Here is a 24627-nt window from a genome sequence, read left to right on the forward strand (position 1 = left end):
TCAGGCCGGCCGGAGTCTCAGCTCGGCCGCGTCGGCGTGCCGCCGCATGCGTGCGACCTGCTGGGCCAGCGCGGCCGTGCCCGAACTGGTGAGCCGGTAGTAGCGCCGGAGCCGGCCGTCGACCGCCTCTTCGCGGTCGACCTCGACGAGGCCCTGCTCGGTCAGCCGGTCGAGTGCGCCGTAGAGAGTGCCGGGCCGCAGCCGGACGTCTCCCTCGGACAGTGCCTCGACGGCCTGGATCACGCCGTAGCCGTGACACGGCTCCGCCGCCAGCGCGGTGAGGATCAAGAACGTGGGCTCCTGCATGACCCCGTACGCTACGCCCGTCGACATATATCGTCAACCGTAGTATATCGATAATGCGTTGTCCGTGATCGATGCGGTCCTTACCGTGAAACCGTGACTGACGTGCTCGTTCTCAACGCCGACCTCGGCCCTCTGCACCGGGTCAGCCTGCGGCATGCCGTGCGCATGCTCGTGCGGCAGGTGGCCGAGGTGCACGAGTCGCGCCCCGACGGTGTGATCGGTGTCTGGCCGGTCCCGACCGTGGTGCGCCTGGTGTCCTACGTGGTCACCCGCTGGCGGCACAGCCGTGGCCCGGGCTGGTCGCGGGCCGGTGTGATGGCCCGCGACGGCAAGCGCTGCGCCTACTGCGGCCGCGCCGCCACCACCATCGACCACGTGCTGCCCCGTTCGCGCGGCGGCGCCAACAGCTGGCTCAACACGGTCGCCTGCTGCTACGCGTGCAACCAGCGCAAGGGCGACCGCACCCCGGCCGAGGCCCGCATGCCCCTGCGCGTCACGCCGGCCGCCCCGACCTGGGCCACCTACGCTCGCGCGTAACTACAGGTCGCGCTGGTAGAGCAGGCTCTGGTGGGTCGGCGCATAGCCGAGCGACTCGTTGGCGCGGCGCATCGCGACGTTGGCGTCCGCGGTGTCGGCGAGCAGACCTTCTAGAGCGGCAAACCTTTCCCGTACGCGGGAAATCTGCGCCGCCTTCATCCAACGCGCCAGCCCCCGGCCCCGATGGGCGGGCAGCACTCCGGTTCCGTAGTGCTGCCCGTCCCCGGTCGCCGACGCCGGCACCACCAGTTCGGTGAAGCCGGCCATCTCGCCGTCCGGGCCGATCGCCGCCGTCGTGCACAGCGTCTCGCCGCGGCGGGCCACCGCGTCGGCGACCGAGTGCAGGCGGGCCACGTCCCACGTCTGCGGCACGTAGGCGGCCTCGCCCATCGGCATGTCGTCCATCGCCGACCGGGCCCGCACGAACGTCTCGGCCAGCTCGGCGGCGACCGTGCCCTCCCAGTGCACGAGCCGATAGCCGGGCACCGCCTCGACGGCCGGTGTGGTCGTGCTCCGCAGGTCGAGCCGGGTGTAGATCAGGACGAGCACCCGGCGCAGTCCGTTCGCCACGCAGAACCGGTCGCCGTCGTCGTCGCTGCGCACCGGCTCGGACAACAGAGCCGTCATCCCGTGCCCGCGGGCCGCGCCGCTCATCGTGCGCAGCAGCTCGGCGCCGACACCGTGCCGCCGCTCGGCCGGGTGCACATGGATCTGGGCATCGGCCGACGTGCCGGCCAGCGGAAGCCACAGGAACGCGGTGCCGAGCGGGCGCCCGTCGTCACCCGCGGCGAGCCAGGCGAAGCGGTCGCGGTGCGCGGGATCGACCAGCGGGGTGACATGCATGGCGGTCATCTTTGTCATACCCGGATGCCATGCTCAACCCCGTGCTGGTCGACTTCGAGGCGAAACTGTGGATCTGGGATGCGCGCAAGGGCGAGAGCTGGACCTTCGTGACCCTGCCGGCCGAGGAGTCCGAGGTGATCCGGGAGCTCACGGCGGGCACCCGCCGCGGGTTCGGCGCGGTGCGGGTCAAGGTCTCGGTCGGCACCAGCCACTGGCAGACCTCGATCTTCCCGGGCGGCGAGGGCTATGTGCTGCCGGTCAAGCGGGCGGTGCGCGTCGCGCAGAAGCTCGAGGCGGGCGACGTGGCGAGCGTGTCGGTGGAAGTTTTGGGGCTCTAGACAGCGAAACCCCGGTGCGCGCTGGCGCTGCGCACCGGGGAGTTTGTCAGGGCACGCCCGTCCGACGCCGGGGGACACCGGACGGACGGCCCCTGCTTTATCGGCAGCTGTTACCAGCGACGGCGGCGGTAGTGGCCGTGGTGCCGGTAATGGCCGTGATGGCGATAGTGACCGTGGTGCCGATAGTGGCCGTGATGGCCGTAAGCGCCGGGGTGACCGTAGGCACCGGGCGGACCGTAGGGGCCGGGCTGACCGTAGGGGCCGGGCTGACCGTAAGGGCCGGGCTGACCGTAAGGGCCGGGCTGGCCGTAGTGTCCGTGACCGCCGTGATGCGCCCGCTTGTTCAGTTTCGACGCGAGCATCGACAGCAGGAACCTCTTGACGGAACCGCTCAACATAGCCTCCTCGACTGGTCCTCACCACGGTAGGTGGCGAAGTCCAGCACAGCCTGTGATGCGCCTGGCTGTTTCCTGAGTGTCAGGCCCGCCAGCGGAGCATCGCGGCCGTCGCGTCGTCGCGGAGTTCGCCCTGCTCATAGCTCACGATCGTGTGGATCAGGCGGCGCATCACCTCGGGCGCGGTGAGGCCCAGCCCGAGCTGCTCGACCACGAAGGAACTCAGCCGATCGAGACCGAAAAGCGCCCCCGACCGGTCCCGCGCCTCGGTGATCCCGTCGGTGTAGAGCACCAGCGTGTCGCCCGGCGCCAGCTGCTCGGTGGTGACGCCGGGGCCGCGCTTCAGCATGTGCCCGAGCCCGAGCGGCAGCGCGGTCGGCGACGCCGGCCCGGCCCGCAGGCGCCCGTCGCGCAGCAGCAGCTCGGCCGGGTGCCCGGCGCTGATCCGCCGGTACTGCCCCGTCGCGGTGTCCAGCTCGGCCAGGATCGCGGTGACGAAACTGCCCGGGTACTGCGCCTGGATCCACTTGTCGATCGACCGGTAGGTGTCGGCCAGGTCGAGACCGGACCGGCGGGCGTTGCGATACGTGTTCAGGGTGAGCGTGGTCAGGGCGCTGGCCGCGATGCCGTGCCCGACCGTGTCGAACAGCCCGAGGTGCAGGATGTCGCCGTTGGCCGCATAGTCGAACGAGTCGCCGCCCACGTCGTAGCAGGGCTCCAGGACGGCGGTGACCACCGTGCCGTCGATCGCGTAGGTCAGCGGCGGCAGCTGACTCCAGATGATCTCGGCGGCCAGCTGCATCGGCTCGCGGCGCCGGGTGTGCTCGACCGCGTCGCCATAGCCGCGGCGGCTCACGATCAGCTCGGCCACCAGCGCGGCGATCGTCTCGAGGACGTCGACGTCGGCGGCCCGGGTGTGCACCTCGAGCACACCGAGACGCTCGGCGCCGTGCAGCAGCGGCAGCCACACCGCGTCGTCCGACGTGGTCACCTGGGCGGTCGTGAACGCGGCCCCGGCCGGGGTGCCGTCGACGACCACCGGCTCACCGCCGCCCGCCGATCCGCCGCCCGCCGATCCGGTGCCCGCCGATCCGGTGCCCCGCAACGGAAACAGCTGCAACTGCGCGTAGTCGACCAGCAGCACCCGGGCCGTCGTCGCCTGCAGCAGCGGGGCCACCTCGTGCAGCAGGGCGGGCAGGTCTTCGGCCCGGCCGCGATGCCGCAGGCCCAGCAGCCTGCGCACGGCTTCCATCGGCTCGGGCACGAGCACCATCATGCCCCTCCCGGCCGGTGCTCAATCGACCCGGTACTCAATCGACCCGGTACTCCTCCACGAGCCCGGCCAGGATCTCGCGGGTCCGGTTCAGGTCGTCGATCTGCCGCGTGACCCGGTCGAGCTCGGAGGTCAGGCGTTCGGCCAGCCACGGCGTACGGATGGCCTCGTTGCTGATGCAGGGCAGCACGTCCTGGATCGCGGCGCTGTTCAGCCCGGCCGACAGCAGCGACTGGATCAGCGACACCCGCTCGACCGCCGTCTCCGGATAGTGCCGCTGCCCGCCACCGCTGCGCGCGCTGACCAGCAGGCCCTGCTCCTCGTAGTAGCGCAGGCTCCGGGCACTCGCCCCGGTCGCCGCCGACAGGTCGCCGATCCGCATCGGAAGTTCCTCCCCGAAAAGCCTTGACCCTGACATGGATGTCAAGTTTTAGCGTAGATCCATGACCGCCGCCACCACCCCCGCCGCCACCGCCCTGATCCAGCCGGCCACCCTGGCCGGACTCCCGCTGAGCAGCCAGTTCGTCATGGCCCCGATGACCCGCGAACACTCCCCGGGCGGCGTGCCGACCGCCGCGAACGCCGCCTACTACCGGCGCCGCGCCGAGAACGGCGTCGGCCTCATCATCACCGAGGGCGTCCTGATCGACCACCCGAGCGCCGGTCACCAGGCCGGCGTGCCGCGCCTGACCGAGGGGGCCGCCGAGGCCGGTTGGCGGCACGTGACCAGCGAGGTGCACGCCGCCGGAGGTCGCATCGCCGCCCAGCTGTGGCACCTCGGCAGCCGGCGTGAGCCGGTCGACGGCTACCCGTCATGGACGCCGCAGACGATGACCGGGCGTGACTTCGACACGATCATTTCCTCGTACGCCGCGAGCGCGCGTACCGCCGTACGGGCCGGATTTGATGCTCTTGAAGTGCACGCCGCCCACGGGTATCTGCTCGACGAGTTCCTCTGGCCGGTGTCCAACCCGACGCGCCGGCACCGCGACTTCCCGGCCGAGGTCGTGCGGGCGATCCGCGCCGAGATCCCGTCGTGCATGCCGCTGATCGTACGGTTCTCCCAGTTCAAGGAGCGCGACTACAGCGCCCGGATCGCCGAGACCCCGCACGAGCTGGCCACGATCCTGGAAGGGCTGCGCGCGGCCGGGGCCGACGTCCTGCACGCGTCGCAGCGCCGGTTCTGGGAGCCGGTCTTCGACGGCAGCGACCGCAACCTGGCCGGCTGGGCCAAGCACCTCACCGGCCTGCCCTCGATCACCGTCGGCTCGATCGGTCTGACCCGCGACTTCGCCTCCTCGCCCCGCATGCGTGAGCTGCTCGAGCGCCGGGCCCGGGGCGAGTACGACCTGATCGCGCTGGGCCGGGTGCTGCTCGGCAACCCGGCCTGGGTGACCCTGGCCGGCGCCGGTCGGCTCGACGAGATCCGCGACTACGACAAAACCGACGAGGACCAGTACCGGTGACCCTGGCCGGCGCCCGACTACGACAAACAGGCGACGATCAGTGCCGGTGACCCCGGTCGGCGCCGGTCGGCTCGACGAGATCCCCGACTGCGACAAAACAGGCGAGGACCAGTACCTCTGATTATCCTGCGCAACACCGGTCTCACTTGGTCAAATCGTCACCATGGCCGCCGAAACGCCCCGATCAGCCGTACGCGCATGGCGTGACGGCCTGGTCAACCTCGACGCCCGGAACCGGCTGCTGAACTTCCGCCCGTCCGCGGCCGGCACCCTCGAGATCGCCGGTCCGGCCGCCCCCGACATCGTGTCCGCGCTGCGCGGCGACCGCGACTACGGGTTCCTGCCGGCCGGCGCCAAACCCGAACCCGGCGGCCTGTTCCGCACCTCGATGCCCGCGGTCGCGCTCGGCGCCCAGCTGCGGCGGCTGCTGCGCAAGTCCCGCCAGGACTTCCTCGACCGCGGCGTGGCCGCCCTGCACCTGGCGATCGGGCTGCTGCACTGGCGCGACGAGGAGGACGCCGCCTTCACCAGCCCGATCCTGCTGGTGCCGGCCGAGCTGACCGCGCTGGGCCCGGGGGACGTGCCGCGGCTGCGGGTGCGCGGCGAGGACCCGATCGTGAACCCGGCCCTGGTGCTGCGGCTGCGCCAACTCGGGATCACGGTGCCCGGGGTGGACGGGCTGGCCGGCCTGGACGTACGGGCGTACCTTGAAGATCTGCGCTCGACGGTCAGCAACCGGGAGTGGACGGCCGACGAGAGCGTGCTGTTGTCGCGGTTCACGTTCCACAAGGAGGCGATGTACCGGGATCTGCTCGACAACGAGTCGCGGATCGCCTCTCATCCGCTCGTCGAGGCGCTGGCGGGCAAAGTTGGCACGGCGGCACCCTGTGGACAAGTCGATTTGCCCGATTCCGAGCAGGTAGCTTTCCAGCTGCCCCCGGGCGGGTGGAAAGGGGGCGGGTCAAACTACGAGCCGTATACAGCCGAAGCCCCCGAAGACCTGCCGCTCGTGCTCGACGCCGACGCCACCCAGCGCGCCTGCATCGACGCCGCCTTGAGAGGCGACAGCTTCGTCCTCGACGGCCCACCCGGCACCGGCAAATCCCAGACCATCGCCAACCTGATCGCCTGCCTGCTCCACGCCGGCCGCCGCGTCCTCTTCGTCTCCGAGAAGGCCGCCGCCCTCGAGGTCGTCCGCAACCGCCTGGCCGGCGCCTCCCTGGACCCCTACCTCCTCGAACTCCACAGCCACAAGGCCACCCGCAAAGAGGTCGCCCGTACGCTCGCAGCCGCCCTCGACCGCCCGGCACCGGCTCCCGCCGACCGGCCCGGCCACGACCGCCTGCGGGAGCTTCGCACCGGCCTCGACGGCTACGCGACCGCCATGAACGAGCGCCGCGAACCTCTCGGCCGTACGTTGCACGAGGTCCTCGCCGAGTGTGCCCGGCTGCCCGATCTGGGTGCCCCGAGCCCCTATCCCGGTGTGCTCACCGCGCAGACGATGCGTGAGGTCGGCGACGCGGCCGACGCGCTGTCCCGGTGCCGCCGGGCGGCCGCTCAGCCGGAGACGTTCCCGTGGCGTGACGTGACCGAGCGTGCGCCTCTCGAGGAAGCCCTGCGGCGGGTGCAGCTGGCTTTGCGTGCGCTCGAGGACGAGACGGAACCCCACCGCCGTACGAGCGACGCCTTCGGGTTGACCAGGCCGTCGGGGGCCGGGAATCTCGCCCTGCTCGTCACGCACGCCGCGCGGCGGCCCGCTTCGGTTGCCGACGAGTGGCTGACCGCGCCGATCCTCGACCCGTACGCCCGGGTCGCCGAGCGCCGGTCCCGTCAGCTGGCGGCCGCGCGGCGGGCGGGTGCGGCGGTGCGGGAGGCGGCCGGCGTCGCGTGGCACGAGCTTCCGGACGTCGAGGTGCCGGACCTCGGGGTGGCGCACACGGCGCTGACCGCGGACGAGGAGGCGCGTCACCTGAGCGCCGAGGCCGACGACCTGGACGCGTTGCGCGAGGTGTCGGGCTCGGTCACGTTCGCCGATCTGGGGCGGTTCGGGGCGCTGGCCGAGCTGGCCGGGCGGGTGCACCGGCCGGAGCCGTACTGGTTCGGGCCGGGGATCCTGACCGCGGTGGCCGCCGCCGCGGACGAGCTGCGCCGCTGCCACCAGGCGGTGGCGGGGGCCGAGGCCGAGGCCCGCCGCTGGTTCTCGCCGTCGATCGTGGACCAGCCGGTCGAGCGGCTGGCCGAGCGCCTCACCCACGAGCACCGGGGGCTGCGCAAGCTGCTCGGCGCGTACCGGCGGGACTGGGACGCCGTGGCCGCGTACGCGCTGCTCGCGGTGCCGGCCGGGGACGCCGTGGCGCACGTCGGGGCGGCCGTCGCCTGGCAGCGGGCGCGGCGCGAGCGGGCCGCGGCCGAGCAGCGGTACGCGCCGCTGCTGGGCCGGTACTGGCAGGGCGGCCCGGCCCTGGACGAGGCGCTGCGCCACGCCGGTGAGCTGGTGCGGCTGAGCCCGACCGAGTCGCTGCCGATCGTGGCCGACCAGATCTGCCGTCCCGAGCCGGCCCCGCACCTGACCCGCTGGGCCGGGCGGGCGCGGGCTCTGGCCGCCCTGCATCCGGCGACCAGGCGGCTGCACGAGGTGGCAGCGTCGGACCGGGCGGCGGCCGCGGTGAGGTTCGCGGCGGCGACGGCGCTGCGGGCGTACGGGAAGGAAATTGATCTTCATGAGGCCCGCCGGCTGAGTCGTCTGCGCCGGGAGGCCGCCGACGCCGAGGCGGCGATCGAGCCGGGGCCGGACGAGCCGGACGAGGCGATCGCCTGGACGCGGGCGGCCCGCAAGCTCGTCGCCGGGGTGGACCGGCCGTTGACCGCGGGCCAGGCCGAGGTCCTGCGCTCGGAGGGTGGCGCGGCGGGTCTGGCCGAACGGTTCGGGGCCTGGGAGGACGCCCGCGACGTGGTGGTGGCCGCGTTCGCGCCGGGCCGCCGGGACGAGATCGGGGCCGCGCTCGACGACTACGACGGTGACCTGGTGGCCGCCCTGCTCGACGATCCCGAGGGGCAGGCCGAGTGGCTCGACTACGACCGGGTCCGCCGGGTGCTGACCCCGGCCGCGATCGACTTCGGCGTCGAGAACGGCGAGCAGATCCGGGCCGCTCTGGAACGCGCGCTGCTCACCACCTGGGCCGAGGGCGTGATCCGGGACGACGAACGGCTGCACCCGTACGGGGGAATCGATCGTGACCGTCTCGTCGAGGAGTTCCGCCGGCTCGACGCCGCGCTGGCCGGTCAGGCCCCGGCCACCGTCGTCGAGGCCCTCGAGCAGCGCCGGACCGAGGCCCGCGTGCCCGCCGAGGCGACCCTGCTGCGCCGCGAGGGGATGAAAGAGACACGGCATTTGTCCGTACGGGATCTGCTCGGCCGGACGCGGCAGACCGTGCAGGCCGCGACCCCGTGTTTCCTGATGTCGCCGCTCGCGGTCAGCCAGTTCCTGCCGCCCGACCTCACGTTCGACGTCGTGATCTTCGACGAGGCGTCCCAGCTGGCCCCGGCCGACGCGATCAACTGCCTGTACCGGGCCGACGCGATGATCGTGGCCGGCGACGAGCGGCAGCTGCCGCCGACGTCGTTCTTCACCCGGACCGAGACCGACAGCGACACCGACGTCAACGACTTCCAGTCCATCCTGGAGCTGGCCAAGGGCTGCGGCGCGTTCGCCGGGCACGGCCTGGGCTGGCACTACCGCAGCCGGCACGAGGCGCTGATCGCCTTCGCCAACAACCGGTTCTACGGCGGCCGGCTGCGCACCTTCCCGGGCGCGAACGCCGACCCCGAGACCGGCGTCGAGCTGATCGGCGTGCACGGCACCTACCGGCGCGGCGGCTCCCGCGACAACCCGGTCGAGGCCGAGAAGGCGGCCGAGCGGATCGTGGCCTGCCTCACCACCCGGCCCGAGCTCTCCCTGGGCGTGGTCACCTTCTCGGTGGCGCAGGCCGAGGCGATCGAGGCCGCCCTGGAACGCGCGACGGCGGTCCACCCCGGCCTGGAACGGCTGCTGGCCGGCGACCGCCTCTCCGGGTTCTTCATCAAGAGTCTCGAGTCGGTGCAGGGCGACGAGCGCGACGTGATGATCTTCTCGGTCGGCTACGGGCGGGACGAGCAGGGCCGGATCAGCACCCACTTCGGCGCGCTCAACCAGCCCGACGGGTGGCGCCGGCTCAACGTGGCCATCACCCGGGCCCGGCGCCGGGTCGAGATCATCTCGTCGATCCGGGCCCGCGACCTCGATTCGGCCAACGAGGGGGTCCGGCATCTGGCGGCCTACCTGGACTACGCCGAACGCGGCGCGGCCGCCCTGCCCGGCCCGGTCCCGGCCACCGACCCGCTGGTCGAGTCGGTGCTCGAGACGGTGCGCTCGTGGGGCTACCGGGTGAAGCCGGGGGTCGGCCTGGACGGCTACCGGATCGACGTCGGCGTACGGCACCTGACACCGGGCGGCGGCTACGTGCTCGGCATCGAGTGCGACGGCCCGCGCTACGGGGCGATCGGTTCGGCCCGCGACCGTGACCGGCTCTGCGCCGAGGTCCTCACCGGACTCGGCTGGCGGCTGCACCGGGTGTGGAGCGCGGCCTGGCACCACGACCGGGCGGGGGAGGAGGCCCGGCTGCGCGCGGCGATCGAACAGGCGACCGGCGGGTTACCGGCCGCGCGTCCGTACCGGCGGGCCGACCTGCTAGGTTTGCGCCTCGTGTCCGCCACGGACGTCTGAACCACCGCTTCGGACCGATTACGGTATTGACTCGTTGCCCTCAGATGTCCAGCATATGTCGCGTGACATCCGGGAACGTGTCGGCGCCCGCGGCGCCGGTCAGCTGCGTTGCGTTCCGCGCTGACGGTCGCCGGCTGGCCAGCGGGACGCAGGCGGGCAGCGTGACGGTCCTGGAGACCAGTGACCCCTCGCGCCCGGTGACGCTGACCGAATTTGCCCATCGCTCCGCGGTGCTGGCCGCGTCCTGGAACCCGGGCGCGTCCGATCTGCTGGCCACCGGCTCGGCCGACGGCACGGCCGCGGTGTGGCGCGTCGTCGACGACCGTCCACCCCATCTGATGAAGGTGCTCGGCGGTCACCCGGCCGCCGTCACCGGCGTCTCGTGGATGCCCGACGGTCAGCATCTGCTGTGCCAGCTGGCCGACGGCCGGGCCGCCGTGTGGCAGGCCTTCGGTGAGACCTATCTGGGTGAACTCGATGATTGCGTACGCCTCGACGTGAGCTCGACCGGCCTGGTCGCCACGGTCGGCGCCAACGGTTTCGTGGCCGTCCGCGACCTGGCTCAGGACAGGGCGCCGCTGGCCGGCCGGGCCGCTCCCGCGATCGAGGACTGCGCCTGGTCACCCGATGCCGCGACGCTCGCCCTGGCCCGGCGCGACGGCTCGATCGAGCTGCGCAACGCCCACCTCGACCCGATCCGTACCGTGCACGCCGGGGACGCCCCCCTCCGCTACGTCACCTGGTCGGCCGACGGACGGCATGTGCTGGCCGGGGCGTACGACGGAACGCTCTGCGCCATCGACTCGGCGGGCCGGCCGATCTGGCGGCTGACCGACCCGACAATCCGCACCCGCTCGCTCGCGATCGGCGGCCCGGTGCTGGCCACGGCCACCTTCGCCACCCGGCCCTACCTGATCGACGCCACCTCGGGCACGCCGCTCACCCCCGGCCTGTCGCTGCCCGCGCTGCCCGCGCCGAGCCGCCCGTTCCGCGACGGCGTGCTCACCGCCGACGGCCGCGTCGTGACCGCGGGACCGCCCGAGCAGCGCACCGTCGTGGTCGAGCACGACCTGCGGGTCGGTGCGATCGACTCGCTGGCCGACCGGGTCGTCGTGTCGGCCGCCCACCAGGCCGTGCGGGTGGCCCGGCTCGACGACGCGTACGAGGTGGAACGGGGTATCACCCTGCGTGCCCCCGAGCCGGTCCGCACGGTCGCGCTGCTCGGCACGGCCGAGACGACCGTGGTGGTCGCCGCCTCGTACGAGTTCCGGCTCTACTCGTGGACCATCGACTGGACCGGCCCGCCCGTCGGGCCCACCGTGGCCGGCGAGTTCGGCGCGGGCATCGCCGCCCTGCAGCGCCTCGACGAGCAGCGCCTCACCGCCACCGACCATCGCGGCCAGCTGGTCATCCTCGCGCTGGGCGCCGATGGAGCGCTCTCGTCCTGACTCTTCCTACTCGAACCGGGACTTCTACTCGAACCGGGACGGATCGCCGGCCCCGACGCGCAGGATCTCCGGCTCGCCCTCGGACAGGTCGACCACGGTCGTCGGCTCGACGCTGCCCTCACCCGAGTCGATCACCGCGTCGACCACGTGGTCGAGGGCTTCCTTGATCTCCCAGCCCATCGTCATCGGCTCGTCCTGGCCGGGCAGCAGCAGCGTGCTCGACACCAGCGGCTCGCCCAGCTCCTCGAGGATCGCCTGCGCCACCACGTGGTCGGGGATGCGCGCACCGACCGTCTTCTTCTTCGGGTGCAGCAGCCGGCGCGGCACCTCGCGGGTGGCCGGCAGGATGAACGTGTACGGGCCCGGCGTCGACGCCTTCACCAGCCGGAACGAGGCGTTGCTGATCTGCACGAACTGGCCCAGCTGGGCGAAGTCGCGGCACATCAGCGTGAAGTGGTGCCGGTCGTCGAGGTGCCGGATCTCGCGGATGCGGTCGAGGCCCTCCTTGTTGCCCATCCGGCAGCCCAGCGCGAAGCACGAGTCCGTCGGATAGGCGATCAGCCCGTCACCCCGGACGATGTCGACCACCTGCCGGATCGACCGGGCCTGCGGGTTGTCCGGGTGCACGTCGAAATACTTCGCCACCGGCAAAGCCTAGTGAGTCACGGTCGCGCTCGTGATCTCGGTCCGGCTTTTCAAGACCCTTTCCCCGTACGGGTGAAAGCCCCGTTCACGGTTCTTCCGTTCTCCAGCCCGTGTCTCTCCAGCCCGTGGATCACGGCAGCCATGTCCGACTCGGCGTGGCCCAGCGCGGCCGTTTCGGCGTACAGGTCGCGGCAGACGTCGAGCAGCGGTGACGCGATCTCCCGTTTCCGCGCGGCGGCCACGATCAGTTCGTTGTTCATCAGCACGTCCCGGATCGACGCCTGCACCGCGAAATCCTCGCTGACCAGCTTGCCCGCCTTGACCCGGGACACGGTGCTGGCCATCGGCCCGGCGTCCAGCACCTGCCGCAGCAGGTCCCGATCGAGCCCGTACGCGTCGGCGAAGTGGAACGCCTCGGCCAACCCGGTCACCATGCTGATCAGGAACGTGTTGACCGCCAGCTTCATCAGCAGCGCCGACCCCGGTTCCGCCCCGCAGTCGACGACCTGCCGGCACATGACCCCCAGGTGCGGCGCCAATGCGGCCTTTCCGTCCTCGTCACCCGCGACCATCGCGACGAGTTCACCCGCCTCAGCCGGCCCGCGCGACCCCGACACCGGCGCCTCGACGTAGCGGCCGCCCTGGTTCTCCACCCGCGTGGCCAGCCGTGCCGAGAACTCCGGGCTCGTCGTCCCCATGTGCACGATCAGCCGCCCGCGCGGGTCGACCCGGGGCATCACCTCGTCGATCGCGCTCTCGCCGGCCAACATCAGAATCAGGAGTTCCGCCCGTACGTCTCCAGGCGTCGCCACCCGCAGAGCGCCCGGGGGCGTGTTCCCGCGATCGGTGCGGCTCCACACGATCAGGTCGGTCCCGGCCTTCGCCAGGTTGGTGGCCATCGGCGTGCCCATGACGCCCAGCCCGAGAAACCCCACGGTCATGCCGCTCACCGTAGGTTTCCCCAGCTGTCAGCGGCGGTGGCCAATTTCCCGTTCGTGGCCGTACCGGTTCGTGGCTGTGCCGGTTCGTGGCTGTGCCGGTTCGTGGCTGTACCACAGTGGACTGTGCGATGCTGCTGTTCAGTTTCTTATCTGGGAGGCATAGCGCATGCCTGTTTCCGTCAACCTCGACGCCCTGCTCGACGAACCCTTCCGCGACCTACCCCTGACCGACCTGGTCAACGCCCCCGTCGCCGCCCTGTCCGGCGTCAGCGACGAGGAGGCCGAGGGCCTGAGCCTGGCCTTCGGCATCAACACGATCGCCGACCTGGCCGCCAACCCGTTCATCCGCGCCGCCGTCGCCATCACCCGCATGGCCGAGGCCGCCGCTCCGCCCCCGCCCCCGGCTTAGATCAGCGGCGGCGGCTCGCCCAGCCCGGCCCGGCGCCGGATCGCGTCCAGCAGTTCCACCACGTCCCGCCGGGCCACCGCGGCCGGGTCCGGCTCGTCCCGCAGCGTCGCCGGGGATCGCCGGAGCGTCGCCACCACGGCGTTCCGGCCCCGGCGCACGGAAGAGCGGGCCGGGCCGTCCGGAAACTCGTAGAAGATCTCCAGCAGGTCCCGGTCGGCGCCCGACCACCAGTCCCGCCACGCCGGCGCGCGCAACTGGACGAGCAGGCCGGACAGCGTCTGCTGGTACGCCGCCGGTATCGCCTTCCGTGAGCCGCCGCCGACGATCTCGATCCGCGGCCCGAGGTCGGCCGGAGTCCGCACCACGATCGCCGGCAGGCCGTCCACATCCGGGACCGGGCCCGCGGTGTCCGCCGACAGGCCGTCCACATCCGGGACCGGGCCCGTGGTGTCCGCCGGCTCCACCCCGAACGTGCCCGGATCGTTCAGGTCGAGCGTGATCGGCCAGTACGGCGAACCGGCGACCGAGGACCCGTCCGCCCCGATCACCACCCCGTCCTCCGGCCCGAAGTTCACCAGCGACGACCCGTTCCACCGCACCGTGCGCGCATAGTCCGCGAACGCCCTCGACGAGCCCCACACGGCCGCCACCGGTGAGACACAGACCGTCGATCCGTCCTCGCGCCGCCGGACCCGTACGACCACCCGGCCGAGCCCGTCGTCCCCGAGCACGAACGACGGCTGCGCCGTGTGCCGCCGATCCGGGCTGGACTTGGCCGGCCCGTCCCACCGGAACCGCAGACCTGCGGCCAGCACATGCGCGTGCGCCCCGGCCAGTCCGGCCGGATCCCATCCCCGCGCCTGCCCCAGCCGTACGGCCGCCCCGTGCATGACCTCCAGCACGAGCCGGGCCCGCTTGGCGGCCGGGAGCCGGTCGACACCCTTCGGCAGTTCCGCCACCGCCATCTCGAAGCCCTCGTTCTCCTCCGGATGCACCATGACCAGCACGTCCTCGCGGTCCCCGCCGTCCCGGGTGAACAGGCGCAACTCCGAGTGCCGGTTCGTGATGCCGGCCGGCCGGACCCCTTGCGAATACAGCTCGCTCACACTGTTGGCGCTGCGGGCGAACGCATCCTCGCCCGGCGCCTCGACCCAGGGGCGATCGGCCCACCCCGTCCCCGGCCAGAACCACACCGTCCGCAACGTAGCCACCCCGGTAGTGGATCACGTTGCTGGTGGCGTCCGGTCTTCGGAGGCTTTTCAGATGGTGAATGTGGATCTCGTGGGCACCCGAAGTTGTCGTACAGGTGTTCGAATATGGTCCGCATGTTGGCGGAGATACAGCTTCTCGGCAAGGACACCACGGCACTCGCCGCGGCGCCGCTGTGGTCGCTGTCCGACGACCAAGTCACCGACAGTCTGAAAGCCGCCCACCGCCTCGAGCAGGCCGCCACCGCCCTGAAGGTCCAGCTCGTACGTCAGGCCTGCTCCCGCGCTCTGCCCGCGGCGCACGGGTTCCGCACCCCCGCGCGGTGGCTGCGCGAGCTGCTGCTCGTCGACCCCCAGCCGGCCCGGGAACTCGTCGAACAGGCCACCGCCCTGTCCCGCCACACCATCGTCGAACAGGCGGTCCTCGACGGCGCCATCGACCTGCGCCAGGCCGCCGAGATCGCCACGACGATGGCCGCACTCCCGACCGACCTCGCCGCCATCGACACCGACGCTGACCCGGACATGGCCGTCGATCCCGCCACCGTCGATCCCGCCGCTGCCGATCCCGCCGCTGCCGATCCCGCCGCTGCCGATCCCGCCGCTGCCGATCCCGCCGCTGCCGATCCCGCCGCTGCCGATCCCGCCGCCGCCGATCCCGCTGTCGCCGATCCCGTGGCGCCCGGCACTCCCGAGCTGGTCCGGCAGGCCGCCCACACCATGATCGACATGGCCGGCCGGCTCAGCGCCTTCCAGCTGCGCCACATCGGCGAACGGATCCTCGCCCACGTCGCCCCATACCTCGCCGACCAGGCCGAAGCCGCCGCCCTGGCCCGCCAGGAAGCCCGTGCCCACCGCCGCCGCGGGTTCACGCTGTCCCTGCCGGTCGACGGCCTGGTCCGGCTCTCCGGCCAGCTCGGCGCCGAAGACGCTGCCACCCTCAAGGCCGCCCTGCACCCGCTCTGCCGCCCCACCCCCGACGACGACCGCACCCCACCGCAACGCCGTGCCGACGCCCTGATCGAGATCTGCCGCCTCGCCCTGCGCACCGGCGACCTCCCCGACGACGGCGGCCAGCCCGCCCAGCTCGCCGTCACCGTCGCCTACGACCCGCTCACCCGAACGCTGGGCACCGCCACCACCGACACCGGCGAACGCCTAAGCCCCGCCAGCGCCCGTCGCCTGGCCTGCGACGCCCAGCTCCTGCCCATCCTGCTCGGCGGCGCCGGCCAGATCCTCGACGCCGGCCGCACCCGCCGCACCGCCACCGGCCCCCTGCGCCGAGCCCTGCACGTCCGCGACCAGGGTTGCGCCTTCCCCGACTGCGACCGCCCACCCCGCTGGACAGACGCCCACCACATCACCGCCTGGACCACCGGCGCCGCAACCGACCTCGACAACCTCGTCCTGCTGTGCCGCGCCCACCACCGCCTGATCCACCACCCCACGGCCGGCTGGCACCTCCGCCTCGGCCCCGACCGCCAGGTGGAATTCCTCCCACCACCCCACATCGACCCGAGCCAGGGCCCCCGCCGCAACCTCTACCGCCTGCGCCAGTAGCACGTCGCAGCGGCTCTCGTCGCGGCCATCGCGAGCATCTCGTTGGGCCTGCTCACTGCCCTGCCACGTTGACGCACCCCGATCTCGCCGTAGTGATGGCCGTGTGCCCTGTCGCCACGTCGAGCCGCCGCCACGTCGAGCCGCCGCCACGTCGAGCCGCCGCCACGCCGAGCTGCCGCTACGCTGAGCTGTCGCCACGTCGAGCTGCCGTCATGTCGAGCTGCCGTGATGTCGAGCTGCCGTCATGTCGAGCTGCCGTCATGTCGAGCTGCCGCTACGCCGAGCCGCCGTCATGTCGAGCTGCCGTCATGTCGAGCCACCGAGATGACCGGCGCTTGGTCAGGCGTGCAGCCGGGGTAGATGAATCCGCCTGAGGAAGCCCGTCCCGTTGCTATCGTCCGACGCGACGATCAGCGTTCAATCGCTTCCATTCGTTCCATTTCTGGCCAATCTCCGGGTTCGCATCAGGAACGGGAGAGATGATTTCGGGCTGGGAGTCCTGCGTGGGTTCGTACCATGTGGCGACACCCTTGAGTGTGCGTCTTCGGATTTCCCCGCGGCGTTTCCCGGTGACAAACTCGACCACCTTCACGAGCCGGATCAGTAGCTCGAGCAGGGCAGCTCCGGCGAGGCCGAGAAGCGCACCGGAGCTGAACAAAGCGCCGTCCCGCTGCCGCGACGAATGATTGTCGCCGAGGCGTATGTGCGCTCCGGGGAGATCGAGCTTGATTCCATCGCCAGGGGTAAATTTCCAACTGAGCCTGGAGGTTTCTGCCAGGCGCGGCCATGCGTAGGAAAGCGTCTCTCCAGCCTCGATGTCACCGCCGTCGACCGAGCATGACCGCACGCTGCTATCGGCAAAGCAGGCCGGGAACTTCACGTCAGCCAGACCGCCCCGGACGACGCCGAGCGGGCGCCGCATTTCGCCGGAGACTACGACGTCGACCGGGTAGAAAACGCCTCTTGGCAGGCGGAGCGCAATCTCCTGCCGTGCGTTGACAGAGCGCGCGTCAAAGGTGTTGGAGCGTGCGATCGGGGCGCTTGCGGCCGACTCTGCATGTGTATAGGTGGATGCCCGCGCATCGGTGATCACTGTATCGCCGTAAAGCGTGATGACAATCTCGCGCCCGGCGAGCGATGAGCTCCCGGAGTGAATTCGCACCTGAAGAAAATTCTGCGCGGCAAGCTGATCAACGCTGTCCCGGACTATTCCGTCGAAGCCGATCTCGACATCGAGGCGTTGCGGTCCGGGCAAGGTCTCATCTGAATCAACCGGCAAGCGGACGTCGATTGCACCGTCGTACGATGAAGAGGCGGAACTACTTGCCATCCAGTACTGATAGCCGGCACCGACCGAGGCGGCAACCGTGACGAAAAGTAGCATCGCGATTTCGACAGTCAGTCCAAATTTCCCAGTAAATTCGGAGTCAACCTCCGTTCGCATGTCGACATTGTACTTTGCGGGGCAAGATTCATTCTAGAAGAGCAATACGGCCAGATTTTTCCGGCGAGTGCCGAGGGGTGAGGAATCCGATAGCCAGCCATATCCGCAGAGTATTGATACCGACACCTTGAATGCGCGCACGTTGAACGCGCGCACGTTGAACGCGCGCACGTTGAACGCGCGCACGTTGAACGCGCGCACCTCGAACGCGCGCACCTTGAACGCGCGCAACGACGGCTTCGCACCGCAGGACGGCGCACACCATCGATCGAGCTGAAAGCAGGCGACCTGCCGTAGAACGAGAACCGTTCCCACAACTCGACACCGAACAGGTTGGCGACGGGACGCGGTTGCCCGAAGAAGGTCATACCGCCGCGCTTAGCCCGCGAAGCGTGGCGGTAACAGGGCGGCTGGACCATGCTGGGGGCGTGGAAACTGAACTCTTCATCGGCGGTAAGTGGGTTCCCGCGTCGTCCGGGAACCGTTTCGACGTGCTCGACCCGGCGACCGGCGACGTGATCGCCACGGTTGCCGACGGCGGCGAGAGCGATGCCGTCGCGGCGGTCGACGCGGCCGCGGCGGCGGGACCGGCGTGGGCGGCAACCCCTCCGCGCGTACGCGGTGAGACCCTCCGCAAGGCGTGGGAGCTGATGACCGAGCGGGCCGGCGAGCTCGCCAAGCTGATCAGCCTGGAGAACGGCAAGGCCCTGGTCGACGCCAAGGGCGAGGTCACGTACGCGGCGGAGTTCTTCCGATGGTTCGCCGAGGAGGCCGTCCGCGGCGAGGGCCAGTTCGCGACCGCGCCGTCCGGCGCCAACCGGATCCTGGTCACGCGCCAGCCGGTCGGGGTGTGTGTGCTGGTGACGCCATGGAACTTCCCGGCCGCGATGGCTACCCGCAAGATCGGTCCGGCGCTGGCGGCCGGGTGCACGGTGGTGCTCAAGCCGGCCAGCGACACGCCCCTGACCGCGCTGGCCATGGCAGCGATCCTCGCTGAGGCCGGGGTGCCCGAGGGCGTGGTCAACGTGCTGCCGTCGCGGAGCTCGGGCAAGGTCGTTTCGCGGATGCTGCACGATTCCCGCGTACGGAAACTGTCCTTCACCGGCTCGACCGAGGTGGGCCGGATTCTGCTGGCCCAGGCGGCTGACAACGTGGTGAACACGTCGATGGAGCTCGGCGGTAACGCGCCGTTCGTGGTGTTCGGCGACGCCGATCTGGATGCGGCGATCGAGGGCGCGATGATCGCGAAGATGCGCAACGGGGGAGAGGCCTGTACGGCCGCGAACCGTTTCTACGTCGAGGCGTCGGTGGCGTCCGAGTTCGCTTCTCGGCTCGCCGCTCGCATGTCGGCGCTGCGGGTCGGGCCCGGCACGGCTGAGGACACGCAGGTCGGCCCGCTGGTCAACGAGGACACGGTGGCCAAGGTCGACGAACTCGTGAGGGGTGCGCTCGATGCCGGGGCCAAGGCCGAGACCGGCGGCAGCCGTCCGGAAGGTCCCGGTTTCTACTATCCGCCGACGGTGCTGACCGGGGTCGCGCCCGACTCGCCGATCCTGCGCGAGGAGATCTTCGGGCCGGTCGCGCCGATCGTCACGTTCACCAGCGAGGATGAGGCGGTCCGGCTGGCCAACGACACCGAGTACGGGCTGGTCGCCTACGTCTACACCACCGACCTGGCCCGCGGCCTGCGGATCAGCGAGGCGATCGAGGCGGGCATGGTCGGCCTCAACCGGGGCCTGGTCAGCGACCCGGCGGCGCCGTTCGGCGGGGTCAAGCAGAGCGGCATCGGCCGTGAGGGCGGGCACGAGGGCCTGCTGGAGTACCTCGAGTCGAAGTACATCGCCGTCAGCTGGTGATGTCCCGCCGCATTCGCACGATCGGGACGGGGGCGCCCCCGCGGGCGTCCTCGGTCCGTTCCACCTCGGCGAAGCCGTAGCTGCGGTAGAGCGGCTCGCCGGCCAGGGTCGCCATCAGCTCGAGCCGGGTGAAGCCCTCGTCCGCCGCGGCCCGCTCACAGAGTTCCAGGATCATCCGCCCGACCCCGCGCCGCTTGTACGCCGGGTCGGTGTACATCGCCCGCACGCGAGCCGGGTCGTGCGCCGGATCGAGCAGTGCGCTGTCGCGCGAGGCCGCGTGGTCACCGCCGTAGAGCGTCGCCCGTCGGCTCCACCCGCCGCACCCGGCCGGCACCCCGTCCGACTCGATGACGAAGTAGGTGCCGTCGTCGATGAGCTGCGTGTCCAGCCCCATGATGGCGGCACTGGCGCGAACCTGCTCGTCCGACAGGAACCCGGGCAGCAGTTCCGCGATCGCCCGATCCATCAGCGCCCGCAGCACATCCACGTCGGCCCGCGTCGCGAGGCGGCTGGTCAAAGTCATAAGACCATCTTCCCGTACGCGGGGAGGCCGCCCCGGGACGACCAAGGGAACCCGGTGCTGGAGGTCAGCGTGTCGGTCGGTTTGGTCGGCGGTGATCGGTTCTGGCGGGGGTCGACGCGGTGCTGGAGGTCAGCGTGTCGGTCGGTTTGGTCGGCGGTGATCGGTTCTGGCGGGGGTCGACGCGGTGCTGGAGGTCAGCGTGTCGGTCGGTTTGGTCGGCGGTGATCGGTTCTGGCGGGGGTCGACGCGGTGCTGGAGGTCAGCGTGTCGGTCGGTTTGGTCGGCGGTGATCGGCCCTGGCGGGGGTCGACGCGGTGCTGGAGGTCAGCGCGCCGGCGGTCAGGTCGGCGGTGACCGGGCCTGGAGGGGTCGACGCGGAGCTGGAGGACGAGCGTGCCGGCGGTCAGGTCGACTGCGAACGGCCCTGGAAGGGGTCGGCGCGCCTACAGGACGAGCGCGCCCGCGATCAGGCCGACGGCGACCAGCGCGTAGCCGGCGATCACGGCGCGGGTGCGCAGCGGGCGCCCGATCAGGAGGCCGGCGAGGGCGACGCCCAGGCCCAGGAAGATCGCGTTGCCCGGCCATGGCCGCACCCAGTCCGGGCCGTCGATCGGGCACACCGTCTGGCCTGCGGCATCGGTGCAGGCGTTCGACATGAGCGGCGCGGTCGCGATCAGCGCCATGCCGGCCAGGATGAAAAGCGCGAGGAACGCCCCGGCGAACCCGGCCACGGTGCTCGGCGGGCCGTACCGCTCCCGGCTGAACCACCTGCGACGCTCCGCGCCCGCCTCCGCTGTCATCGCGGCAGACTAGCGCCGATCCGCGGGCCGCCCCGGTCCCAGCACCAAACCTCCACACAACCCGGCCAAGTCTCCTCGCCACCGGTCCAGGACTCCGCACAACCCGGGCCGCGTGCGGCGCCCAGGTCGAGCGAGAGCTCGTAGAAGCCCGTTCCCGCATCCCGATCAGCCCGAACCCGGTCCCGTCGCCTCCTCACCGCCGGTCCAGGACTCGGCACAGCCCGGCCGCGTCGACTCACCATCGGTCCGGGACTCCGCGCAGCCCGGCCGCGTCGACTCACCATCGGTCCGGGACTCCGCGCAGCCCGGCCGCGTCGACTCACCACCGGTCCAGGACTCCGCACAACCCGGCCGCGTCGACTCACCACCAGTCCACGACTCCGCGCAGCCTCGCCGCGTCTCCTCCGACCAGTCCACATCTCTGTGCCGACCTGCAACCGGCCCCGAAGTGTGAATATGACTCGCGAATAGCTTTCGGTAATGGTGGCAATGCTCTGCGTGCTGCGGCCGAATGGGCCTTTTTGATCATCCTGATGACCGGGGTTGACGGCATCCGGGCAGGACAAGGCGCCTGATGGACGATTTTCCCTAGAAGTCACCGGCGCTGAGCAGGAAAAGATCACGACTGTCGATACCGTACGTAACTCAAGGGTGCTTACGGACGGGAAATGAACTATTTTTCTCTCCGGCGCCGTACCCACTGTCGGGCGTGTCGGGCTCTGCCTGATACTTGGTCGGCCCGACCGTAGCCCCCACAGGTCGAGTTCCACCGGAGAGGACGACTCACCAGATGCGCAAGAAGCTGTTGGCCTTCGCCGCCGTCGGCCTGATGGCGACGGCCACCATGACTGCGTGTGACGACTCCTCCAACGCGGACAGCTCGAGTAGCGGCACCAGCACCATCGGCGGCGGTGGCAGCGGGGCCCGCGTCGGCGTGATCCTGCCCGACGAGGAGAGCTCGAACCGCTGGCGCGACGAGGACCCGAAGTATCTCGAGGCGGCGTTCAAGCAGCAGAACGTCGCCGTCGAGATCCGGAACGCCAAGGGTGACCGCGCCGCGTTCCAGCAGATCGCCGACCAGATGCTCAACAGCGGCGTCAAGGTGCTGGTGATCGCGAACCTCGACTCCGCCAGCGGCAAGGCGGTACTGGCCAAGGCCCGCGAGAAGAAGGTCCCGACGATCGACTACGACCGTCTGACCCTGAACGGCGGCGCCGACTACTACGTGAGTTTCGACAACGTGAAGGTCGGCGAGCTGCAGGCGTACGGGCTGTCCAAGTGCCTCGAGAGCAAGGGCGCCGGCAACCCGATCGTCGCTCAGCTCAACGGCTCGCCCTCGGACAACAACGCGACCCTGTTCAAGGACGGCTACGACCGGATCCTCGACCAGCAGTACGACACGGCGACCTTCACCAAGGGCCCCGAGCAGTGGGTGCCGGACTGGGACAACGACGAGGCCGGCAAGATCTTCGAGCAGATGCTGAAGCAGACGCCGCAGATCGGTGGCGTCCTCGCGGCCAACGACGGCATCGGCAACGCGGTCATCAAGGTGCTCCGCAAGTACAAGCGGGCCGGCTCGGTCCCGGTGACCGGCCAGGACGCGACGGTCGAGGGCCTGCAGAACATCCTGACCGGCGAGCAGTGCATGACGGTGTACAAGGCCGTGAAGCTCGAGGCGGAGAACGCGGCCCGGGTCGCCATCACGCTCTTCAAGGGCGAGAAGCCGGTGGTCAAGGACAACCTGAAGGACCCCGAGTCGGGCGCCTACGTGCCGTTCATCAGCCTGCCGCCGGCCTCGATCACCGCCGAGAACATCAACGACGTGGTCGTCGTCGACAAGTACATCTCGCAGGACACCCTCTGCAAGGGCAAGTACCTGCAGCTCTGCAAGGACAACGGCGTCGGCACATTCGCCGACGACAAGGCGAAGAACGACGACAACAACCAGTAACCCCCGCGCGTCGAGAAGGGCGCCGGACCTTTTTCCCGTACGGGATGGTCCGGCGCCCTTCGTGCATGACGGGGTCAGGCCGCGAGCAGTTCCTTGACCCGCGGGACGACCTGGGATCCGTACAGGGAAATCGCCTTCATCATGTGCTCGTGGGGCAGCGTGCCGGCCGAGTACTTGAGGTCGAAGCGCTGGATGCCGAGATGCTGGATGGTGCGGGCGATCTTCTGCGCGACCGTCTCGGGGGAGCCGGCGTGCCAGGCACCGTCGCGGATGTCGTTCTCGAAGCGGTCGCGGCTCAGCGGCGGCCAGCCCCGCTCCCGGCCGATCCGGTTGAGCATGTTGCGGGCGTGCGGCCAGAGGATCTCGGCCGCCTCCTCGTCGGTCTCGGCCACGAACCCGGGGCAGTGCACGGCCACGGGCAGTTCGGGCTGCTCGAACTCCTTGAGCGCCCGCTGGTAGAGCTCGACGTAGGGGGCGAACCGCACCGGCTCGCCACCGATGATGGCCAGCACCAGGGGCAGCCCGTGCTGGGCGGCCCGGACCACCGACTCGGGGGAACCGCCCACCCCGATCCACGTACGGATGTGGCCGCTCTCGGTCTTGGGGTAGACCTGCTGGTCGGTCAGCGGCGGCCGGACCGTGCCGGACCAGGTGACCGGACCCTCGGCGAGGAGCTTGACCATCAGGTCGGCCTTCTCCTCGAACAGCTTCTCGTAGTCGGTCAGGTCGTAGCCGAACAGCGGGAACGACTCGGTGAAGGAGCCGCGGCCCAGGATGATCTCGGCGCGCCCGTGGGAGACCGCGTCGAGCGTGGCGAAGCGCTCGTAGACGCGTACGGGATCGTCGGAACTGAGGACGGTGACCGCGGTGCCCAGTTTGATCCGCTCGGTGCGCGCGGCGATCGCGGCCAGCACGATCTCGGGCGAGGAGACCGCGAAGTCGTCGCGGTGGTGCTCGCCGAGGCCGAAACCGTCGACCCCGAGACTGTCGGCGAGCACCGCCTGCTCGACGACGTTGCGGATCACCTGTGCGTACGGGAGCTTCTGGCCGTGCTCGTCGACGGTGACGTCGCCGAAGGTATCCAATCCAAATTCCACGATGATCACACTAAGTGTTACCGGGAACGGCCCTTCAGGCGGCGGCCCATCTCGCGCTGGATCTCCTTCTGAGCGTCGCGCGCGGCCAGCACCTGGCGTTTGTCGTACGACTTGAGGCCGCGCGCCATCCCGAGCTCGACCTTGGCCCAGCCCTCGTTGAAGTACATCGAGAGCGGCACCAGGGTGAGCCCGTTGCCGTCGCGCAGCTGGGCCAGGATCTTGACGATCTCGGACTTGTGCAGCAGCAGCTTGCGGGTGCGGCGCGGGGCGTGGTTGGTCCAGCTGCCGTAGCCGTACTCCGCGATGTGCAGCCCGTAGAGCATGATCTCGCCCTCGTGCTCCTGCGCGAACGCGTCGACCAGCGACGCCCGGCCCTCCCGGAGCGATTTGACCTCGGTGCCGGCCAGCACGAGACCCGCCTCGTACGTCTTCAGAATCGCGTAGTCGTGCCGCGCCTTCTTGTTCGAGGCGATCAGTTTGCGTCCGGTCTCCCTGCTCACGGGGGAGACGATAGCTTTACGGCACGGGCCGCCGCATGGAATAAGTCACGACACTGAGCCGGTGAGGCTCGTTGTGCACGTGCTGGGCGGCGCGGTCGTAGGCCTGCCAGCCGGCCGCCCCGGCCCGGTTGAGGTGGCGCAGGTCGTCGAAGCGCTCGTCGGTGCCCCAGCGCAGCACGCCGCCGGGATGGTGGAAGGTCGCCGTCCAGTCCATGAAACGGTCGGCGCCGAGCGTGCCGGCGGCGCGGTACTCGAGCCGCGCGTATTCCCAATTGGTCACCTCGACGATTATGCCGAAATGACCTTGGTGGGGGCGACCCAGGGG

At 70.7% G+C, this 24627-nt stretch carries 23 protein-coding genes; 9 read left to right on the forward strand and 14 right to left on the reverse strand.

The features are described 5' to 3' along the window. A complete protein-coding gene (locus tag KOI35_RS12490; protein ID WP_215787927.1) occupies positions 1-306 on the reverse strand; it encodes a PadR family transcriptional regulator in 306 nt (101 codons plus the stop codon). A gap of 93 nt (positions 307-399) precedes the next feature. Between KOI35_RS12490 and KOI35_RS12495 the strand changes: the two genes are divergently transcribed. Continuing rightward, complete coding sequence (locus tag KOI35_RS12495) at positions 400-843, forward strand: HNH endonuclease (protein WP_215786825.1); 444 nt, start codon at positions 400-402, stop codon at positions 841-843. On the opposite strand, the gene KOI35_RS12500 is transcribed toward KOI35_RS12495, so the two are convergent. Beyond that, the gene (locus KOI35_RS12500) at positions 844-1704 is read right to left on the reverse strand and encodes a GNAT family N-acetyltransferase (RefSeq protein ID WP_215786827.1); all 861 of its coding nucleotides are present in this window, start codon (positions 1702-1704) and stop codon (positions 844-846) included. Between the two features lie 23 nt (positions 1705-1727). Here KOI35_RS12500 and KOI35_RS12505 point away from each other — a divergent pair, with 23 nt between their 5' ends. After that, entirely contained in the window at positions 1728-2024 is a 297-nt protein-coding gene (locus KOI35_RS12505; RefSeq protein ID WP_215787929.1) for a DUF1905 domain-containing protein, read from the forward strand. 477 nt (positions 2025-2501) lie between these two features. Here the strand turns inward: KOI35_RS12505 and KOI35_RS12510 are convergent, their stop codons facing one another. After that, on the reverse strand, positions 2502-3695 hold the full coding sequence (locus tag KOI35_RS12510; protein ID WP_246613035.1) for a PP2C family protein-serine/threonine phosphatase: 1194 nt from the start codon (positions 3693-3695) through the stop codon (positions 2502-2504). Between the two features lie 34 nt (positions 3696-3729). Beyond that, positions 3730-4074 carry a MerR family transcriptional regulator gene (locus tag KOI35_RS12515; protein WP_215786829.1) on the reverse strand — a complete coding sequence of 115 codons (345 nt, stop codon included), beginning with the start codon at positions 4072-4074 and terminating at the stop codon, positions 3730-3732. Between the two features lie 61 nt (positions 4075-4135). On the opposite strand from KOI35_RS12515, the gene KOI35_RS12520 reads away from it, so the two are divergent. The 3 genes from KOI35_RS12520 (at position 4136) to KOI35_RS12530 (ending at position 11368) form a co-directional block, all read left to right on the forward strand. Beyond that, complete coding sequence (locus KOI35_RS12520) at positions 4136-5158, forward strand: oxidoreductase (protein WP_215786831.1); 1023 nt, start codon at positions 4136-4138, stop codon at positions 5156-5158. Between the two features lie 163 nt (positions 5159-5321). After that, entirely contained in the window at positions 5322-9920 is a 4599-nt protein-coding gene (locus KOI35_RS12525; RefSeq protein ID WP_215786833.1) for a PDDEXK-like endonuclease domain-containing protein, read from the forward strand. Positions 9921-9982: 62 nt separating this feature from the next. After that, a complete protein-coding gene (locus tag KOI35_RS12530; RefSeq protein ID WP_215786835.1) occupies positions 9983-11368 on the forward strand; it encodes a WD40 repeat domain-containing protein in 1386 nt (461 codons plus the stop codon). 24 nt (positions 11369-11392) lie between these two features. Here KOI35_RS12530 and KOI35_RS12535 read toward each other — a convergent pair whose 3' ends face one another. Then, entirely contained in the window at positions 11393-12013 is a 621-nt protein-coding gene (locus KOI35_RS12535) for an L-threonylcarbamoyladenylate synthase (protein WP_215786836.1), read from the reverse strand. A gap of 50 nt (positions 12014-12063) precedes the next feature. Further along, a complete protein-coding gene (locus KOI35_RS12540; protein WP_215786839.1) occupies positions 12064-12954 on the reverse strand; it encodes an NAD(P)-dependent oxidoreductase in 891 nt (296 codons plus the stop codon). A 166-nt stretch (positions 12955-13120) separates the two neighbouring features. Here KOI35_RS12540 and KOI35_RS12545 point away from each other — a divergent pair, with 166 nt between their 5' ends. Beyond that, positions 13121-13363 carry a hypothetical protein gene (locus tag KOI35_RS12545; protein WP_215786841.1) on the forward strand — a complete coding sequence of 81 codons (243 nt, stop codon included), beginning with the start codon at positions 13121-13123 and terminating at the stop codon, positions 13361-13363. On the opposite strand, the gene KOI35_RS12550 is transcribed toward KOI35_RS12545, so the two are convergent. After that, the gene (locus KOI35_RS12550) at positions 13360-14574 is read right to left on the reverse strand and encodes a hypothetical protein (RefSeq protein ID WP_215786843.1); all 1215 of its coding nucleotides are present in this window, start codon (positions 14572-14574) and stop codon (positions 13360-13362) included. The two genes, KOI35_RS12545 and KOI35_RS12550, sit on opposite strands and share 4 nt — an antisense overlap. A gap of 114 nt (positions 14575-14688) precedes the next feature. On the opposite strand from KOI35_RS12550, the gene KOI35_RS48365 reads away from it, so the two are divergent. Next, positions 14689-16131 carry an HNH endonuclease signature motif containing protein gene (locus KOI35_RS48365; RefSeq protein WP_215786845.1) on the forward strand — a complete coding sequence of 481 codons (1443 nt, stop codon included), beginning with the start codon at positions 14689-14691 and terminating at the stop codon, positions 16129-16131. Positions 16132-16522: 391 nt separating this feature from the next. Here KOI35_RS48365 and KOI35_RS12560 read toward each other — a convergent pair whose 3' ends face one another. Further along, entirely contained in the window at positions 16523-17575 is a 1053-nt protein-coding gene (locus KOI35_RS12560; RefSeq protein ID WP_215786847.1) for a hypothetical protein, read from the reverse strand. Positions 17576-17608: 33 nt separating this feature from the next. Continuing rightward, a complete protein-coding gene (locus KOI35_RS12565; protein ID WP_215786849.1) occupies positions 17609-17806 on the reverse strand; it encodes a hypothetical protein in 198 nt (65 codons plus the stop codon). A gap of 197 nt (positions 17807-18003) precedes the next feature. Between KOI35_RS12565 and KOI35_RS12570 the strand changes: the two genes are divergently transcribed. Beyond that, positions 18004-19431, forward strand: coding sequence for an NAD-dependent succinate-semialdehyde dehydrogenase (locus KOI35_RS12570; protein WP_215786851.1), 1428 nt, complete (start codon positions 18004-18006; stop codon positions 19429-19431). On the opposite strand, the gene KOI35_RS12575 is transcribed toward KOI35_RS12570, so the two are convergent. Continuing rightward, positions 19421-19954 (reverse strand): GNAT family N-acetyltransferase, encoded by a 534-nt coding sequence (locus tag KOI35_RS12575; RefSeq protein WP_215786852.1) that lies wholly within the window; start codon positions 19952-19954, stop codon positions 19421-19423. The two genes, KOI35_RS12570 and KOI35_RS12575, sit on opposite strands and share 11 nt — an antisense overlap. Positions 19955-20397: 443 nt before the next feature. Continuing rightward, positions 20398-20754: a hypothetical protein gene (locus KOI35_RS12580; RefSeq protein ID WP_215786855.1), complete on the reverse strand. Its 357-nt coding sequence runs from the start codon at positions 20752-20754 to the stop codon at positions 20398-20400. Between the two features lie 790 nt (positions 20755-21544). Between KOI35_RS12580 and KOI35_RS12585 the strand changes: the two genes are divergently transcribed. After that, the gene (locus KOI35_RS12585) at positions 21545-22705 is read left to right on the forward strand and encodes a sugar ABC transporter substrate-binding protein (RefSeq protein ID WP_215786857.1); all 1161 of its coding nucleotides are present in this window, start codon (positions 21545-21547) and stop codon (positions 22703-22705) included. A gap of 74 nt (positions 22706-22779) precedes the next feature. Here the strand turns inward: KOI35_RS12585 and KOI35_RS12590 are convergent, their stop codons facing one another. From KOI35_RS12590 to KOI35_RS12600, 3 genes are read right to left on the reverse strand one after another with little or no spacing between them, the layout of a single operon-like run. Continuing rightward, a complete protein-coding gene (locus tag KOI35_RS12590; RefSeq protein ID WP_215786860.1) occupies positions 22780-23811 on the reverse strand; it encodes an LLM class flavin-dependent oxidoreductase in 1032 nt (343 codons plus the stop codon). 8 nt (positions 23812-23819) lie between these two features. Further along, positions 23820-24302: an SsrA-binding protein SmpB gene (gene smpB / locus KOI35_RS12595; RefSeq protein WP_215786868.1), complete on the reverse strand. Its 483-nt coding sequence runs from the start codon at positions 24300-24302 to the stop codon at positions 23820-23822. 16 nt (positions 24303-24318) lie between these two features. Then, the gene (locus KOI35_RS12600; protein WP_215786871.1) at positions 24319-24582 is read right to left on the reverse strand and encodes a hypothetical protein; all 264 of its coding nucleotides are present in this window, start codon (positions 24580-24582) and stop codon (positions 24319-24321) included. Positions 24583-24627: the final 45 nt, after the last annotated feature.

The organism is Paractinoplanes bogorensis (genome assembly GCF_018829635.1).
Lineage (GTDB): Bacteria > Actinomycetota > Actinomycetes > Mycobacteriales > Micromonosporaceae > Actinoplanes > Actinoplanes bogorensis.